Source organism: Collinsella sp. HCP3S3_D1 (genome assembly GCF_052064015.1).
GTDB lineage: Bacteria > Actinomycetota > Coriobacteriia > Coriobacteriales > Coriobacteriaceae > Collinsella.
In genome coordinates this window covers 35,577-52,669 of record NZ_JBQHWK010000013.1, presented here as the reverse complement: position 1 = coordinate 52,669, position 17,093 = coordinate 35,577, and the positions used below count along the sequence as shown (strand labels likewise).

The 17,093-nt window shown below is 59.3% G+C and carries 16 protein-coding genes; all 16 read left to right on the top strand.

All coding sequences use genetic code 11. The annotated features are described in order from the left end of the window. Positions 1–35: 35 nt before the first annotated feature. A complete protein-coding gene (locus ACTNDJ_RS05980) occupies positions 36–2,795 on the top strand; it encodes a hypothetical protein (protein ID WP_441083443.1) in 2,760 nt (919 codons plus the stop codon). A 148-nt stretch (positions 2,796–2,943) separates the two neighbouring features. Further along, positions 2,944–3,285 carry a 50S ribosomal protein L19 gene (gene rplS / locus ACTNDJ_RS05975; protein WP_117583231.1) on the top strand — a complete coding sequence of 114 codons (342 nt, stop codon included), beginning with the start codon at positions 2,944–2,946 and terminating at the stop codon, positions 3,283–3,285. Positions 3,286–3,378: 93 nt separating this feature from the next. Continuing rightward, entirely contained in the window at positions 3,379–4,167 is a 789-nt protein-coding gene (locus ACTNDJ_RS05970) for a ribonuclease HII (protein WP_441057368.1), read from the top strand. 188 nt (positions 4,168–4,355) lie between these two features. Beyond that, entirely contained in the window at positions 4,356–4,841 is a 486-nt protein-coding gene (locus ACTNDJ_RS05965) for a YraN family protein (protein ID WP_154516246.1), read from the top strand. Further along, entirely contained in the window at positions 4,841–6,364 is a 1,524-nt protein-coding gene (locus ACTNDJ_RS05960) for a YifB family Mg chelatase-like AAA ATPase (RefSeq protein ID WP_154516248.1), read from the top strand. The genes ACTNDJ_RS05965 and ACTNDJ_RS05960 overlap by 1 nt, the downstream gene beginning before the upstream one ends. Further along, positions 6,364–7,296 carry a DNA-processing protein DprA gene (locus ACTNDJ_RS05955; RefSeq protein ID WP_441083442.1) on the top strand — a complete coding sequence of 311 codons (933 nt, stop codon included), beginning with the start codon at positions 6,364–6,366 and terminating at the stop codon, positions 7,294–7,296. Before ACTNDJ_RS05960 ends, ACTNDJ_RS05955 begins: the two co-directional genes overlap by 1 nt. A 14-nt stretch (positions 7,297–7,310) precedes the next feature. Next, on the top strand, positions 7,311–8,648 hold the full coding sequence (gene trmFO / locus ACTNDJ_RS05950; RefSeq protein WP_441083441.1) for a methylenetetrahydrofolate--tRNA-(uracil(54)-C(5))-methyltransferase (FADH(2)-oxidizing) TrmFO: 1,338 nt from the start codon (positions 7,311–7,313) through the stop codon (positions 8,646–8,648). Then, positions 8,612–9,565 (top strand): tyrosine recombinase, encoded by a 954-nt coding sequence (locus ACTNDJ_RS05945; protein ID WP_441083448.1) that lies wholly within the window; start codon positions 8,612–8,614, stop codon positions 9,563–9,565. The genes trmFO and ACTNDJ_RS05945 overlap by 37 nt, the downstream gene beginning before the upstream one ends. A gap of 230 nt (positions 9,566–9,795) precedes the next feature. Further along, the gene (gene rpsB, locus ACTNDJ_RS05940) at positions 9,796–10,524 is read left to right on the top strand and encodes a 30S ribosomal protein S2 (protein ID WP_055285135.1); all 729 of its coding nucleotides are present in this window, start codon (positions 9,796–9,798) and stop codon (positions 10,522–10,524) included. 45 nt (positions 10,525–10,569) lie between these two features. Then, positions 10,570–11,439, top strand: coding sequence for a translation elongation factor Ts (gene tsf, locus ACTNDJ_RS05935; RefSeq protein ID WP_441083440.1), 870 nt, complete (start codon positions 10,570–10,572; stop codon positions 11,437–11,439). 117 nt (positions 11,440–11,556) lie between these two features. Then, the gene (gene pyrH / locus ACTNDJ_RS05930) at positions 11,557–12,279 is read left to right on the top strand and encodes a UMP kinase (RefSeq protein WP_154516255.1); all 723 of its coding nucleotides are present in this window, start codon (positions 11,557–11,559) and stop codon (positions 12,277–12,279) included. Between the two features lie 2 nt (positions 12,280–12,281). Beyond that, positions 12,282–12,818 (top strand): ribosome recycling factor, encoded by a 537-nt coding sequence (frr, locus tag ACTNDJ_RS05925; protein ID WP_006236112.1) that lies wholly within the window; start codon positions 12,282–12,284, stop codon positions 12,816–12,818. Position 12,819: 1 nt separating this feature from the next. Continuing rightward, the gene (locus ACTNDJ_RS05920; RefSeq protein ID WP_427717554.1) at positions 12,820–13,614 is read left to right on the top strand and encodes an isoprenyl transferase; all 795 of its coding nucleotides are present in this window, start codon (positions 12,820–12,822) and stop codon (positions 13,612–13,614) included. Positions 13,615–13,616: 2 nt separating this feature from the next. Next, positions 13,617–14,516, top strand: coding sequence for a phosphatidate cytidylyltransferase (locus ACTNDJ_RS05915; protein ID WP_441083439.1), 900 nt, complete (start codon positions 13,617–13,619; stop codon positions 14,514–14,516). Further along, positions 14,516–15,703, top strand: a complete 1,188-nt coding sequence (dxr, locus tag ACTNDJ_RS05910) for a 1-deoxy-D-xylulose-5-phosphate reductoisomerase (RefSeq protein WP_441083438.1) — start codon at positions 14,516–14,518, stop codon at positions 15,701–15,703. Before ACTNDJ_RS05915 ends, dxr begins: the two co-directional genes overlap by 1 nt. A gap of 25 nt (positions 15,704–15,728) precedes the next feature. Continuing rightward, the gene (locus tag ACTNDJ_RS05905) at positions 15,729–17,090 is read left to right on the top strand and encodes a M50 family metallopeptidase (protein ID WP_441083437.1); all 1,362 of its coding nucleotides are present in this window, start codon (positions 15,729–15,731) and stop codon (positions 17,088–17,090) included. Positions 17,091–17,093 lie beyond the last annotated feature (3 nt).

The window sequence follows — 17,093 nt, the reverse complement described above, 5'->3', positions numbered from 1 at the left end:
CCAGGTATTTGCAACGAGCGCGTCGGGGAGCACAGATGACCCTGTGCTGGGTGGTCGTTGCGGTCACGGCGCTTTGCGGGATGCCGACGGCCGGTTTTGCCCTTCAGGATGAATCGCGCGACGAGCTCTATGGTGACGTGGTCAACCCGCTCACCATTACGGTCAACGATCGCGACTGCACGTTTGTAGATATCGATGACGGCAAGCTCGAGGGCCGTACCTCGATGTACGACAACGTCTCGTTCTACACGGCCGCCGTCAAAAAGGTGCTGCCCAACTGGGCATCGCTTGCCTATAACATCCTTGGCTATGGTGGAGGCGACGACTCCGGGGACTTTTTGTACTGGGACCACGCCGGCAAGGGCTTTGAGAAGGACTTCGGTAAGGGTCACTACATCTATCTGTATGATGCGCTTTCGGGCGGCAACGGTGAGCATTCCGACGGCGCCGACAAATCGAAACAGAGTGGTCTGACATCGGCAAAAAGCCTCAAAGCTGTCTACGATCGCTTGACCGACGATATCGCCGGCTGTATCGGTCACAAGCTGGAGGGCTCCGATTTCCGTGAAAACGTGCCGCTCGACGGACTGTCGAAAGACACGACTGAGCAGGACGTCATCTATGCCACCATTGCTTGTGTCGACAAGCTCGGCGGCACCTATCAGTATGATTTCAATGGCTTTGGCATCGCGTTCTATAACTTTAGAGTTCAGCAGCTCAACAGCATGAACAAGCTTAACTGCGCGCCCGAGGACGCGCCGGGCTATTCCTTTGTCGATTCTAAGACTGAGCAGGAGCTCGTTACCTCGGCTCTTAACGTCGGCTATGAGGACGCCTCGCAGAGCATCACACTCGCCCGCGGTACCGAGGAGACGGTCGGCACGAGCACTTCTGAATCCGCATCGTATTCCAAAGGCGGCTCGTGGGGCGCATCGGTGAGCCTCAAGGAGTCGCTGGGCGTGCCCGGAACAGCGAGCGAGGAGATCGAGACCTCGTTTTCGGCCGAAGCCACGATGTCCCAGTTGTGGGAGGCGAGCAAGACCGAGGAACAGTCGATCACCACAACGGACAATCAGTCGGTCACCGTCGATATGACGATCCCTGCGCACACGCAGGTCAATAGCAAGCAGACGAGTTCTACTACGACGCTGTCCGAGGACTATGACCAGCCGGTGGGCGTGACGTTCGACGTGATTATCTTTAACATGAACGGCGAGTGCTACGACGACAACGCCGCCGTGCAGGAGTTCCATACCGCCGGTTATGACCAGCGCTCGTTCTACACCACCTTTGGCGATCAGTCGACCGACGCCGTGCAGAACCTGTTCCTGCGCTCAATCGCCCATCGTGGCGACGACGGCTACGATACCACCGCCGGAAACGTTACGAGCTGGTCGCATCGCACCAACAACCACATGGTGCGCGCCATCGATTGGAATTCTGTCCTGGCCGATCGCGAGGTGCCATCGCGCAACGGCGGCGCCCCGCGCACGTGCAATGTGCTCAACGACATGGCAGCCACCTACCCCATGTCCATTACGGGTTCCAATCTGTCGTTTGAGTCGGTGACGGTCGATACCCAGTTGGGCACGCCGCAGCCCATTAAGCCCATTTCCAAGATTCTCGTATCGCTGCAGACCGATAAGACCCGAAGGCTTACGGTGGGAGACGAAGACCCCATCTCTTCCTATCGCGTGCGTGCAAGGGACGAGGACGATGTTGACTATTACGGCTTTGTGAAGTCGTCGGGCGACTGGCGCGTGGTCGATAAAAACGGCAAGAAATGCAAGTCCGACGTCATCGAGATCCAGACCGACCCTGTCACCCACGAGCAAGTCGTGGTGGGTAAAAAGGCCGGCACCGCCTACGTAAAGTACTTTATCCCCGAGGACACCTATGTGGACGTGAACGGGCATGTTTCGACCAATGACGAGATCGACGCCGCGGCCTACAAATATAAGGTAAGCGACGTGGCGCCCGAGTCGTTTAACGGCAGCATCAAACTCGAGGGCTCGGCACAGACCGTCGTCGGAGTCGAGGAGAATCTCAACGGTATCGACGGCCTAACGGCTACGGTCTATGACACGACGGGCAAGGAAGTCGATAGGGTCTGCAGCTGGGAGGCCCAGGAGCTCGAGAGCAAGGGCATTTCGGTCGCGACGGACGGCACGATGACCATCTCGCAACCGGGCACCTTCCATGTTCGCGCCTTTATTGACGGCGTGTATTCCGATTGGGCCGAGGTCATCGCCGCACCCGCACCGGTCGACCCGATGACGACCGTGGTCGAGACACCGGTGAGCGTTACGTCCGTTTCTTCGGGGGATTCTTCGGCAACGACGGATAGCGCGGCTCCTGCCCAGGGAGAGCAGGCGGCTTCCGATGCGAACGCGGCCGAGCCTGCTCCGGCGAGCGACGATGCCACTGCAGTGACTGACGACACCGCGCCCGCTGCCGCAAAAGATGCCTCGCCGATTCCTACGGGCCTCGTTACCGTTTTGACCGATATCTGCCGCTACGGCATCGATCACGGCCTCATCGGCACATCAAACAAGGAAGAAATGACCAAGCAGGACTTCGACATCTTAGGCATCCTATACCTGATGGCAGACAGCCAGGACCTGGTGCCCCAAGACGCCGAGGACGCGATGAACGAATGGGCTCATGACAACTATAATGACGAAGAGCTTGCCACCTGGAAGCAGCATGCGCTTTCGGTGCTGCTCGAATACGGTTATATCGCGCCCGGAACGACCGTGACGACGCCGACGACTGATGCTGCGGACGGCGCATAAGTGCAGAAAGAGTGCGTGTTTTTGTCTTTTTGCGCACGGGCAAAATAGTTCTTGCAGCCAAGGTCGTGGCGTGTATACTCGAATACGTTTGTTCAACTACGTGCCGGCCAAGGTGGTACGGCACCTCTAGAAGAGTAAGGAATTGCACATGGATTACATCCGCGCAATCGAGCGTCAGCAGATCCGCGAGGACATCCCGCAGGTCCGCGTTGCCGACAACGTCAAGGTTCACTACCGCATTAAGGAAGGCGACCGCGAGCGCATCCAGGTTTTCCAGGGTGACGTCATCCGCATGGCCGGCGCCGGTGCCCGTGAGACCTTCACCGTCCGCAAGATTTCCTTCGGTGTCGGTGTTGAGCGTACCTTCCCGCTTCACAGCCCCAAGATCGCCAAGCTCGAGGTCGTCCGTCATGGTCGCGTCCGTCGCGCCAAGCTGTACTACCTCCGCGACAAGGTGGGCAAGGCTGCTCGCATCCCCGAGAAGCGCTAAGAAGATCGCAGCGTCTGTCCACTCGTTTGGACACAAGGGTCACCTTCGGGTGGCCCTTCTTTTTATCTGATTTCCATGCAAGGAGGGCCTGGTATGGCCAATATGACGAGCTCGATTTCGGCATCGCAGGTTGCCGGCGAGCTGGCGAGTGCCACGTTCGAGGAGATTCCCGCCCTCGTGGAGCACTATCGCGAGGATCCGCGCCAGCAGGTGATCAAGGCTTGCGAACGCGCACTTAAGCGCCATGCCAAGGAACTTTCCGAGCGCGAGCGCGTCAACGGCATGTACGAGCTGATGCATGAGCTCGGCGGCGATGGCGTGGTCGTTGGTGTTGACGAGGTGGGGCGCGGCTCTGTCGCCGGCCCGTTGACGGTCTGCGCCGTCTGCCTTCCCATGGAGCCGCGCGTTTGGGGCATTAACGATTCCAAAAAGCTCACGCCTGCCCGTCGTGAGCTGCTCTCGGTGCAGATTGCCGAGGTGGCTACGGCCATTGGTTTTTGCCATATCGCTCCTGCGGATATCGATGAGATGGGCATGGCCCGCGCCATCCGCACTGCCGTCGCGGGCGCGGTGGCCGATACGGGGCTCGAGCCCGATTGCGTGCTTATGGACGGCAACCCTTTGGGCGCCGTCCCTAACGAGCGCGATGTGGTCAAGGGAGATGCCAAAATCGCCTGCATCGCCGCTGCTTCCATTATGGCCAAGGTCACGCGTGACGAGATGATGGTCGAGTACGACGCCGAGTATCCCGAATATCATCTTGCTGAGTCAAAGGGCTATGCGAGCCCCGAGCACATTGAGGCTATTCGTAAACATGGCCTTTCTCCGTTGCATCGTGTGAGCTTCTGCGGAAATTTTTTGCAGACGGAGCGTCTTTTTTAAGGCAAATATGGAGACAGGGACTTCTGGGATTTTATAAACCAGCTGGTGGGGACCGCATGCAACGCAATTGTTGCATGCGGTCCCTTTTTTGTTTGTTTTTGGTTGGACTTTGGTTTTCTTTTGGTACTTACCCGCAAGAAAGGCGGCCCCATGATCGGGTCAATATCGTGCGCGGGAAAGGAGACCCCATGTGCGCCGCAAGTGCAAAGAGCAAGACGCAACAGCTCAAAGAGCTTTGGGAGAGCGGGGAGATTGATTGCGCGTCGATTACGCCTGGGTTCATTAAGGGCCTCAGTCCTCGAGAACTGGGCATGCTGGGCGAGCTTATTGCAATCGATTACTTTCGCGAGCGCGGTTATGCCCTCTTGGAACAGGGCTACCGGTGTCCCGAGGGCGAGGCCGATCTGGTACTGCTTGATGAACTTGATGATGTCGTGGTGATGGCTGAGATCAAGACAAGGCGCGTCGCCCTAGATTGCAACACGCGGGTCTTTCCCGAGGAGGCGGTGGACGCCCAGAAGCAGCGTCGCTACCGCCGTATCGCGAGTTGTTACCTTATGGATCACTATCCCCTTAAGGCGATTCGCTTCGACGCGGTGGGCGTTACTATCCGCGGCGGTCATATTGCGGAGATTGAGCATCAATACAACGCATTCGATTGGCAGGTATCGTGATGGCGTTTGACACCTTTGCCGTCCACGCTGCATGCATTCGTGGCGTCGAGGCGATTCCCGTCACGGTCGAGGTCTCGCTTGCCGGCGGTATTCCGGGTATCCAAATGCTTGGCATTCCAAGTATGGAGGTGATGGAGTCGCGTGGCCGCATACGCTGCGCAATGCGCTCGGCGGGATTTGAGATTCCACGAGCGGGCATTACCGTCAACTTGGCTCCGGGCGACATCCGTAAAACGGGCAGTGGTTTTGACCTGCCGATTGCCATCGCGGTACTGGCGGCCGATGGGCAGATTCCCCGCGACCATCTAGACCATTGCCTTATTGCCGGTGAGCTCGGGCTGGATGGTAGCGTGCTGCCCGTAAAAGGCGAGGTTGCGTTTCAGTTGTTGGCGCGTGATATGGGCCTGTCCTTTATCGCAGGAAGGTCGGATCAACATGTACCGCTTGCCGGTGTGGACTGTGGCTTTATCGACCATCTGTCTCAGCTCGCCCGCGGTATGGGCGAGGCGGCTCGGCATTATCTGGATTCCGAGGGTGTCGAGGCGTCGTTTGAGCCAGAACTTGATTATGCCGATGTGCTGGGGCAGGAGGTTGCCAAGCGCGGCATTGCGCTCGCGGCGGCGGGGGAGCTCGGCCTGCTTATGATTGGCTCGCCGGGTTCGGGCAAGACCATGCTCGCACGCCGCATGACGGGTATCTTGCCCGAGCTTTCTCTCGAGGATCAGCAAGAGGCGCTGTGCATCCATTCGGTCTTGGGCGAGAACATCGATGGTTTGCTGGCGGGACACCGGCCGTTCCGTAGCCCCCACCACAGCATTTCGACTGCGGGCCTTATTGGCGGCGGACGGCCGGTGCACCCGGGCGAGATTAGCCTAGCGCACGGCGGCGTGCTCTTTTTAGACGAGCTTGCCGAGTTTCCCAACAGCGTGCTGCAGACACTCCGTCAGCCCATAGAGCGCGGCTACGTCAAGATCGTACGCGTCGATGGGGCTTTCACGTTTCCCTCGCGGTTCCAGCTGCTTGCCGCGAGCAATCCCTGTCCCTGCGGCTTTTTGGGCGATCGCGAGGTACCGTGCCGCTGCTCGGCTTCGATGGTTGAGCGCTATCGGTCTAAGCTACGTGGTCCCTTGGCCGATCGTATTGACCTTATGATTGACGTGACCCGACCCGACCCGCAGGTAATTATCGAGGGCGCCGAGGGTATGTCGTCAGCTGAACTACGTGACTATGTTGTGCGGGGTCGGGCATTTCGCGCCTGGCGCGAGTCCCGTATGGACGATGCAGATGCCGAGGCCGAGGATGATGAGTCACGTTCCATCGACGGCGTCGTGTCGACCTTTGCGCTCGATGGGGCAGCGGAAAAGTGCGTGCTCGGCCTGTCGAGGCGCACGCATCTTACCGGTCGCGGCATCGTGCGCTTGGTGCGTATCGCGCGCACGATCGCCGATGTTGCCGAAAGTGAGCGGGTAACCCAAGACCACGTGCTCGAGGCGGCGATGTACCAGGGGAGGAGGGACCAGTAATGCCCGAGGAGACTTTTGAGCTGCATCCCGGTGATGCGTTGTATCCAGCTACCGTTTTGGAGCTCTCCGATGTACCCCAGACGCTTTATGTGCGTGGCGACCCCGCCGCACTGTCGACGCCCGCGCTCTCCATCATCGGCGCTCGCAAGGCCTCGCCGTACGGCCTTGCCGTGGCAGAGCTGGCCGCGAAAGTTGCGGTCGAGGCGGGGGTGACGGTGGTCTCGGGCGGTGCGGTCGGCTGCGACCAGGCCTCGGGTTGGGCCGCGGTCAACGCTGGTGGCAGGCACGTCGTGGTGTTGGGTACGGGCGCCGACGTGGTTTACCCGCGTTCGAGTGCAGGGCTCATCGCGCGCACGATCGATACGGGCGGCGCGGTCGTGTCAATCTCGCCTTGGGGTATGGGGCCCCGCAAATTTGCCTTTCCGCGGCGTAACCGGGTGATTGCCGCGCTTTCGCAGGCGCTCTTCGTGTCGGAGGCCGGCATGCCCTCGGGCACGTTCTCGACAGCGGAGGCCGCCATGGACCTGGGGCGCGAACTGCTCGCGGTACCGGGCTCCATTTTGTCACCAGAGTCGCGTGGGACCAACTACCTCATCGCCAACGGTGCCTGCTGCATTGTTGACGAGGAGTCTATTGAGATGGCCATCTCGCGAATTTACGGCACCCTGCGCTATTCGCGTCCCGATGCGCCCGGTATCGCCGATCTGGACCCCACGCAGCAGGCCGTGATGCACGCGCTCATTGCCTCGCCGCTCAAGGTCGATGACATTGCCGCGCTCGTCTCCCTCGATGCCGTCGGCGTGCTCAAACTCCTGGGCTCACTCGGGCTCGAGGGACTCATAGAGCGCATGATGGATGGAAGGTATGCGCCCTCAAAGTTTGCGCTTCACGCTCAGACGCCCTTCGGTCACAATGGAAAGCGTGTCAATTAGAAAGGTGTTTGCAGATGCTGTTTGATCAAGTGACGGTTATCGGTGGCGGTCTGGCGGGATCGGAATGCGCGATTCAGCTGGCAGATCGCGGGTTTGCCGTAAAGCTGTGCGAGATGCGGCCGCTGGTGACCTCTCCTGCCCACCATACCAATCACTTGGCGGAGCTCGTCTGCTCCAATTCGTTTAAGTCGACCCGACCCGATTCCGCCGCCGGCCTGTTGAAGGCCGAACTCGAGCGTATGGGTTCGGTGCTGCTCGACTGCGCTCATCGCGCTGCCGTTCCCGCTGGTGGCGCCTTGGCGGTCGACCGTGTTAAATTCTCCGAGCTCGTCGAGGCCGAGGTTGCCGCCCGTCCCAATATCGAGGTCGTTCACGGCGAGGTCACCCAGATTCCCGAGGGCCATGTGGTTATCGCCGCGGGTCCCTTGTGCTCGCCGGCGTTGAGCGGGGAGGTCATGAAGCTCGTCGGTGGTGATTCCCTAGCGTTCTTTGACGCCGCGGCCCCGATTGTCGATGCCTCGACGCTCGATATGGATGTGCTGTTCTCGCAGTCGCGCTACGAGGAGCAGGGGAGCGGCGACTATCTCAATGCCCCGCTCAACAAGGAGGAGTACGAGGCCTTTATCGAGGCGCTTACCACGGCCGATCGCGTGGTGCTCAAGGACTTTGAGGGCGGGGACCTCTTCCAGGCCTGTCAGCCAGCCGAGGAGGTTGCGCGCACGGGCAAGGATGCCATCCGCTTTGGCGCTATGAAGCCCGTCGGGCTCACCGACCCGCGCACCGGTCGCCGTCCCTGGGCGGCGATTCAGCTGCGCGCCGAGAACAAGGAGAAGACCGCCTATAACCTGGTTGGTTTTCAGACCAACCTGACCTTCGGCGAGCAGAAGCGCGTTTTTCATATGGTTCCCGGTCTGGAGAATGCCGAGTTTTTCCGCTATGGTGTCATGCATCGCAATACCTTTGTCGATGCTCCCCATGTGCTCGATGGGACCTTCGCCGTGCCCGGCACGGGCGTGCGCCTTGCCGGACAGATTACCGGTACGGAGGGTTACATGGAAGCGGTCGCGACGGGTCTCCTCGCTGCGCTCAATACCTATGCCGAGGCTATCGAGGTTGCTCCTGTCGAGCTGCCGCGCGTGGGCGCTCTCGGCGCGCTCGTGGGCTATGCGACCGATCCTGCTACGGTCGGATATCAGCCCATGCATGTTAATTTTGGCCTGGTGCCTCCCCTCGAGGACGGTAAACGCCGCAGCAAACGTGATCGCTATCAGGCCTATGCGGATCGCGCCCTTAAGGCCCTGGATTCCTATCTGGAATCGCGCTCCGACCTGTTTGGGGGCGACCGGCCATAGCCTTTGACCTGTACGGTGCCGTCGACTCGTTCATAGCCTATATTGCACGCGTCGAGGGGCTTTCTTCTAACACTGTTATCGCTTACGGCTCTCGTCTGGAGCGTTTTGCCGCTTGGTGCGAGCGTGGGGATATCGATGCACGCACGGCGGACGTACGTACCGTTCGTATGTATCTGGCGGAGCTGTCGCGCGAGCAGGTGGCGCCCAGGACGATTGCGGCGCACCTGTCTGCCATTCGTTCGTTCTATCGATGGATGGCTGCCGAGGGTCTTATCGATGGAGACGCTGTGTCTGCGATTGCCTCGCCCAAGCTTCCACGCGATTTGCCCGGAGTGCTGACCACCCAGCAGGTTAAGGCACTGCTTGCAGCGCCAGACGTTTCAACGCCTGCGGGACTGCGCGATGCGGCGATGCTCGAATTGCTCTATGCATCGGGGGCTCGCATCTCCGAGCTTGCGGCACTCAATGTTGAGTCCATTGCTTGGTCCGAGCGAACGCTGCGGCTTTGGGGTAAGGGGAGCAAGGAGCGCATCGTGCCCCTGTATCGGCGTGCTCTCGATGTGACCCGCCGCTATATTGAGGAAGGAAGACCGGAGCTTCTTGCTCGGGCAAAGCGTGGCGACGGTACGAACGGTGTGCATCCGCTGTTTATCTCGGCACGCGGCAACCGTATGAGCGCCGCCATGCTTAGGCGACGGTTTCATATGTTGGCGACGCTTGCGGGTATCCCTTCCGATATCGCCCCGCATGCGATGCGCCATACTTTTGCGACCGATTTGCTCGAGGGCGGAGCGGACTTGCGCTCTGTCCAGGAGTTGCTGGGGCATGCAAGCTTGTCCACCACGCAGATTTATACGCATCTCACGCCCGATCGGCTCAAACGCGCCGTTACCCAAGCTCTTCCGCGCGGCGAATAAGGCAGGAGATGGGTTCTATCCAATCGATCGCGCTTCCGTGTGTGTGGTTTTGATTTCGGGTTGGCAGAAAGATGTAATCCTGCTATCATTCACCGGGTTGCTTCACGGCAACAGGTTTTTATCACGCACGCGCGGCTACTTCATACCGTGGTGCCCGGGCTTTGGTAGCACATGTCCGGGTTGGTTTTGGAGGATGACCCCGCGCGGAGGCAAACCACAGGAGGTTTAACATGGCTACCAAGATTAATATCCGCACCCTGCTCGAGGCCGGCTGCCACTTCGGTCACCAGACCCGTCGCTGGAACCCCAAGATGAAGCCGTTCATCTTCGGTGAGCGCAACGGCATCTACATCCTCGACCTCAAGCAGACCATTCTTGACGCCGACCAGGCTTACACCTTCGTCAAGAACGTTGCCAAGGGTGGCAACGTGCTGTTCGTCGGCACCAAGAAGCAGGCTCAGGAGGCCGTCAAGAACGCCGCTGAGCGCGCCAACATGCCTTACATCAACCAGCGTTGGCTCGGCGGCATGCTGACCAACTTCGTCACCATCCGCTCCCGCATCAACCGCATGGAGGAGCTCGAGGCCATGGTCGAGGACGGCCGCATGGCTGTTCTTCCCAAGAAGGAACAGGCTGTTCTGGGTAAGGAGCTCGCTAAGCTCCAGACCAACCTCGGTGGCGCCCGCGACATGAAGGGTCTGCCCCAGGCGCTCTTCGTCATCGACACTAAGCGCGAGGAGAACGCCATCAAGGAGGCCCAGCGCCTGAACATCCCCGTCGTCGCTCTGATCGATACCAACTCCGATCCCGACGAGGTCGAGTACGGCATCCCCTGCAACGATGACGCCATCTCTGCTGTCACCCTTATGTGCGAGCTCATGGCCGACGCTTGCCTCGCTGGCTCCGGCAAGGAGCAGGTCTCCGAGGCCGAGATGGCCGCCGAGCCCAAGGCCGAGTAAATCAGTCCTAATTAAGTCTTTTTCATCTCTTTGAAAGGAACCACAATGGCCCAGATTACCGCCGCTATGGTCAAGCAGCTCCGCGAGATGACCGACTCCCCGATGATGGAGTGCAAGAAGGCTCTCGTCGAGGCTGACGGTGACATGGACGCCGCTGTTGACGTTCTGCGCAAGAACGGCCTCGCTAAGGCTGCCAAGAAGGCTGGCCGCGAGACCAACGAGGGCGCTATCGCCGCGTTCGTCTCCGAGGATGGCAAGACCGGCGCTCTGCTCGAGCTCTCCTGCGAGACCGACTTCGTCGGCTCCAACGCCAAGTTCACCGGCTTTGCTTCCAAGGTCGCCGAGGTTGTCGCCACCACCGAGCCGGCCGATGTCGACGCTCTGCTCGAGAAGCCGATGGGCGAGGAGACCGTTTCCTCCGAGCTCACCGAGATGATTCACATCATGGGCGAGAACATGAAGATCTCTCGCTTCGCCGCCCGCAAGGTCGAGAACGGCGCTCTCGCTTCTTACATCCACATGGGTGGTAAGATCGGCGTCCTCGTCGAGTTTGCTTTCGAGAAGGCTGAGACCGCTCAGGCTGAGTCCTTCAAGACCTTTGCCCACGACGTTGCTCTTCAGGTTGCCGCTGTCGCTCCGATCTGCGCTACCCGCGATCAGGTTCCGGCCGAGACCGTCGAGCATGAGAAGCAGATTTACATGGCTCAGGCTGCCGAGTCCGGCAAGCCCGAGGCCATCCAGGAGAAGATGGCTGTTGGCCGTCTGGAGAAGTTCTACAAGCAGTCCGTGCTCACCGAGCAGGAGTTCATCAAGGACAGCTCCCTCACCATCAAGAAGTACGCCGAGCAGGTCTCCAAGGAGCTCGGCGATACCATTACCGTCGTTGCCTTCGACCGTCTGGTCCGTGGCGAGTAAATAAGCTCTTGTAGCTGGTAATGAGCAGGCTGTGGGTTTTACTCACAGCCTGCTTTTTCATGGCTCTAAGCAGAGCCTTTGATATCATATTGAGAGTCTAATTAAAGGAGGATCGCTTTGTCCGACATCCGATATAAACGCGTGCTTCTGAAGCTTTCCGGCGAAGCACTGATGGGCGATGGCCACTATGGCATCGACCCCAAGATTACCGACCATCTTGCCAAGCAGGTCAAGGAGCTGCTCGCCGTTGGCCATGAGGTCGGCATCGTTGTCGGCGGCGGCAATATTTTCCGCGGCATGGCTGGAGCTGCCGGCGGTATGGAGCGTGCTCAGGCCGATTACATGGGCATGCTTGCAACCGTTATGAACGCGCTCGCCCTGCAGGATGCCTTCGAGCATAACGATGTTCCTTGCCGCGTTATGAGTGCCATCCAGATGAACGAGATTTGCGAGCCCTATATTCGTCGTCGCGCCATCAATCACCTCTCCAAGGGCAATGTCGTTATCTTCGCGGCCGGCTCGGGCAATCCGTACTTTACGACTGACACCGCCGCGGCCCTTCGAGCCTGCGAGATCGGTGCGGAGATTCTGATTAAGGCCACCAAGGTCGACGGTATCTACGACAAGGATCCCGTCAAGTGCGCCGATGCCGTCCGCTTTGACAAGATCACCTATCACGAGGTGCTCGTCCGCGGCCTGCAGGTTATGGATTCCACGGCTACGGCCCTGTGCCAGGATAACCGTATGCCCATTTTGGTCCTCAACATCGATGGCGAGGACAACGTCAAGCGCGCGCTTTCGGGTGAGCCCGTCGGCACGCTCGTCTATCAGGAGGATTAAGCATGGCAGAGAACATCACCGCCCACATGGACAAGTCGCTCGAGTCCCTCAAGCATAACTTCTCCAAGGTCCGTACCGGCCGAGCCAACGCTAACATTCTGTCCGACATCACCGTCGATTATTACGGTGTTCCCACGCCGGTCACGCAGGTTGCCGCCGTAAAGACCCCCGAGGCCCACATGCTGCTCATCGAGCCGTGGGACAAGGCGCTTATCAACGCCATCGTCAAGGCCATCGGCGCTTCCGATCTGGGTATTACCCCCAACTCCGATGGTACCGTTGTTCGTCTTCCGTTCCCGGCTCCCACCGAGGAGCGCCGTCGCGAGCTCGTCAAGGAGTGCCGCGAGTACGCCGAGCAGGCCAAGGTGTCTATCCGTAACATCCGTCGCGACTTTAACAACAAGCTCGAACGCGATGAGGAGCTTACCGAGGACGACGTCCGCCGTGAGCAGGCCAAGGTGCAGAAGCATACCGACGAGTATGTCGCCAAGGTCGAGGAGCTTCTGAAGGAAAAAGAAGCCGAGGTCATGGAGATCTAAGGTGCAATACGACGAGAACAAACTGGTCGAGTACTTTGCCGACGCCCCTGCGGGCGTCGGTTTTTCCGACCTTGACCTCAATAATATTCCACATCATATCTCGTGCATCATGGACGGCAACGGTCGCTGGGCTACGGCGCGAGGTCTTGCCCGTACCGAGGGCCACAAGGCGGGTATCGTCTCCCTTCGTGAGATCATTACCGCCTGCGTGCGTCTGGGCGTCGACGTGCTTTCCGCCTATGCGTTTTCAACCGAAAACTGGAACCGCCCGCAGCATGAGGTTAACGTCTTGATGCATCTGTTTGCCAAGACGTTTATCGATGAGCTGCCGCTTCTGAAGCGCGAAAACGTGCGTGTTGTCTTTTTGGGTGATATTTCCGCGCTGCCCAAGAAGACCCGCGACGTTTTTGAATGCGGTCTTGCCGAGTGCGCCGATCACACCGGTATGACGCTGGCGCTTGCCGTCAACTACGGCGCTCGTGCCGAGATTACCCGCGCCGCCCGTCAGCTTGCGCTCGATGCCGCCGCCGGCAAGATCGATCCTGCTGCTATCGACGATGATATGGTTGCTTCGCACCTGTACACCGCCGGTCTTCCCGATCCCGAGCTGGTCATTCGCACCTCTGGTGAGCTTCGCCTTTCGAACTATCTGCTGTGGCAGGTGGCTTATTCCGAGTTCTATGTCACCGATACCTATTGGCCTGACTTTGATCGTTGGGGCCTTGTCGACGCCATTTTGGCCTATCAGGGCCGTGACCGTAGGTTTGGTGGACTGAGCAAGACCGAGGAGGCTTAATCGTGTCCGATCGTCCCAAGGCATCTGCTCCCAAGACGGCTGCGCGCAAAGCTGCCACTGCGGGAGCGCCTGCAGCGAAGAGCGGCACCGGTTCGTGGCTTGCGGGCTTTATTACCCGTGCCGCCGCCGGTATCGTCTACGCCGTCGTCTTTATCCTGTGCCTGGTTTTGGGTATCGTGCCCACCGCCATTTTTGTCTCTGTCATGAGCGGGCTTTGCTGCTTTGAGTTTTTCCGTATGACGAGGCTCGATGGCAAGGTCGCCAACGAGCACCTGGGCATTATTGCCGCCGTGCTCTTTCCGTTATCGGCGCTTGGCGATTCGCTTTTGCTGAACGCCCTGCTTTTTGCACTGATGCTCGCGGTGGGCATTTGGTATGTTTGGTCGCCGCGTACCCGCATCTCTGATGTGGCCGTGACGCTCATGGGTCCCATCTACACAGGCTTTATGCTGTCGGCTATTGTGCTGCTGCGCGATGCCGTGCCTGGTTTTGCTGGCGCCCTGCTTTCAGTGGGTGTTTGCGCGTCCCTTTGGGTCTCCGATTCGTTTGCCTACATCGTGGGCAGCCGTATCGGCAAACACAAGATGGTCCCCAAGATCTCTCCCAATAAGAGCTGGGAGGGCTTTGTTGGTGGCATCTTGGGCTCGGTTCTCATCTGGCTCATTTTGTGGGTGACGCATCTCTATAAGCTGAGCTTGCCCTATGCGCTGCTTTGCGGCGTGGTTGTGTCCATCTTGGGCGTTATCGGCGACCTTATCGAGTCGCGCATCAAGCGCGGTGTGGGCGTCAAGGATTCCGGCAACCTTATCCCGGGCCACGGCGGCATGCTCGATCGTAGCGATTCGCTTATCTTCGGCTGCATCACCGCGCAGCTGATGCTGATGATCGGAGGCGTGCTGTAATGTCCTTCCAGACGACCTATGGCTCCGATGGACGTCTCCGTGTTGCCATCCTGGGCTGTACGGGCTCTATCGGCACTCAGGCGCTCGATGTTTGCCGTCAGCATGCCGATCGTCTGCAGGTGACGGCTCTTTCCGTTAATTCCAGCACCTCCGAGCTCGTTGCCGCTGCCCGCGAGTTCTCGGTTCCGGCGGTTGCCGTGGCCGATGTCGCTCATGGCGATGACGCCGTGCTGCAGGAGTTGCCCGAGGGAACGGAGCTCGGCGTAGGTGCGCAAGCGGTTTGCGAGCTTGCGCGTCGCGACGATGTTGACTGCGTGCTTGTCGCTATTGTGGGCGCCGCCGGTCTCGAGGCGAGCCATGCGGCCTTGACCTCGAATAAGCGCCTTGCCCTTGCCAATAAGGAGTCGCTCGTTGTTGGCGGTGACCTGCTGATGCCGTTGGCGCAGCCCGGTCAGCTTATCCCGGTCGATTCCGAGCATTCTGCAATTTACCAGTGCTATCTGGGTGAGAATCCGCGCGAGGCCCATTGTATTTGGCTTACCTGCTCGGGCGGTCCGTTCTTTGGCCGTTCGCGCGAGGAACTCGACCGTGTGACGCGCGCCGATGCCCTGGCGCACCCTACGTGGGCTATGGGTGCTAAGATCACGATTGACTCCGCTACCCTCATGAACAAGGGCCTGGAGCGTATCGAGGCGATGCACTTGTTCGGTTGCGACCTCGACTTTATCAACGTGGTCGTGCAGCGCCAGTCAAAGATTCATTCGATGGTCGAGTTTGCCGACGGCTCCGTGATGGCGCATCTCGGGGTATCTGACATGCGCATTCCCATCCAGTTTGCCTTCTCGTATCCCGAGCGCTGGGATACTCCGGCTCCGCGCATCGATTTCCGCGAGTTGGGTCAGCTTACCTTTGCTGCGGCCGACATGGATACGTTCCGCTGCCTGGCGCTGGCCGAGCGTGCGGGCAAGACGGGCGGCACCATGCCGTGCGTGCTCAATGCCGCCAACGAGGTCGCCGTCGATGCCTTCCTGCATGATGGCTGCAGTTTTACCGATATCGATCGCATTGTGGAATCCTGTATGGATGCGCATGATGCGCAGACGGTCGATTCGTTTGAACAGCTTCGCGGTATCGATGCGTGGGCGCGTGAAAAGGCCGCGCAAGTGCTCGTCGCAACCCGTTCTTAACCCATAAGGATTGCTTTTTCGTTTTATGGAAACTGTTCTGAGCGTTCTCTCATCGGTCTTTTGGGGCCTGCTGATGCTTTCCGTCCTCGTGTTTTTGCACGAGGGCGGCCACTTTTTGGCGGCGCGTGCCTGCGGCGTCCGGGTGACTGAGTTCTTTTTGGGCCTGCCGTGTCGCTTTGATATTCACCATACGTCTCGTCGGATCGGCACCAAGTTTGGCGTGACCCCGCTGTTGCTGGGTGGGTATGCTGCCATCTGTGGCATGGATCCGACCGATGTCTCGTATGCCGATCGCGTGCTTGCCGCCATCTATCGCCACGGCCGTGTGACGGTGGCCGATCTTGCCGTCGAGCTTGAGCTGTCCGAGGAGGATGTGCTCGAGGCCTGTGCTTTGCTGCTGGGTTGGGGCTCCATAGCTCCTTGGTATGAAGAAGGAGAAAAGCCTTCGCCTGGTTACTATCCCACCAAGTACCAGACCCTGCCGCGTGATGCGGCGGGTTATACCACCTTTGACGGCCGTCGGTTCGATCGCGAGCACGCGACTGCCGAGGGCGATGTATGGGAACTGCCGTGCGGCGAGGCCGAATTCCTTGCACGCGAGCGCTCGCACACCTATTTGGGTCAGGGCTTTGTCAAGCGTGCCTTTATGCTGCTTGCGGGCATTATCGTCAATATCCTGACGGGCTTTTTGCTCCTTATGAGCATCTATTCCATCGCGGGTGTCACGGTGCCGGTGGACACCAATGTGATCGGCCAGGTTGACGAAGGCTCGATTGCCTCCGCGGCGGGAATCGAGGATGGCGACGCGATTCTTTCGGTCGACGGAGTATCGTGCTCTACCTGGATGGACGTTTACGATGCCATTGGCAAGGCTGCCGGTAAGGACGATATCGCCATTGAGTACGAGCGTGACGGTAAGAAGCATTCGACCACGGTTGCGCTCAAAGAGGACGAACGCCTAGGTGTGTATGTCTCTACGCAGGTGGTCCGTTTAGACCCTATCACGTCGGCTCGCCTGTCGTTCTCCTATGTCGTGCAGACAGCGCAGGGCGTGATGCGCCTGCTCCAGCCTCAGCATACGATGGAGATTCTCGATCAGTCCTCTTCGATCGTGGGTATTAGCGTTATGTCCTCACAAGCTGCTGCTGCCGGCCCTGCCACGTTCCTTTCGTTTGCCGCCCTCATTTCGTTCTCGCTTGGCTTTATGAACCTGCTGCCCATCCCGCCACTCGATGGCGGCAAGTTGGTCATCGAGATCATTCAAAAGATTGCGGGCCGCGAGCTTCCGCTCAAGGTCCAGACGATTGTGAGCTATGTGGGCATCGCGCTCTTTGCACTGCTGTTTGTCTATATGCTTTGTTCCGACATCCTTCGATTTATTCTGTAGGGG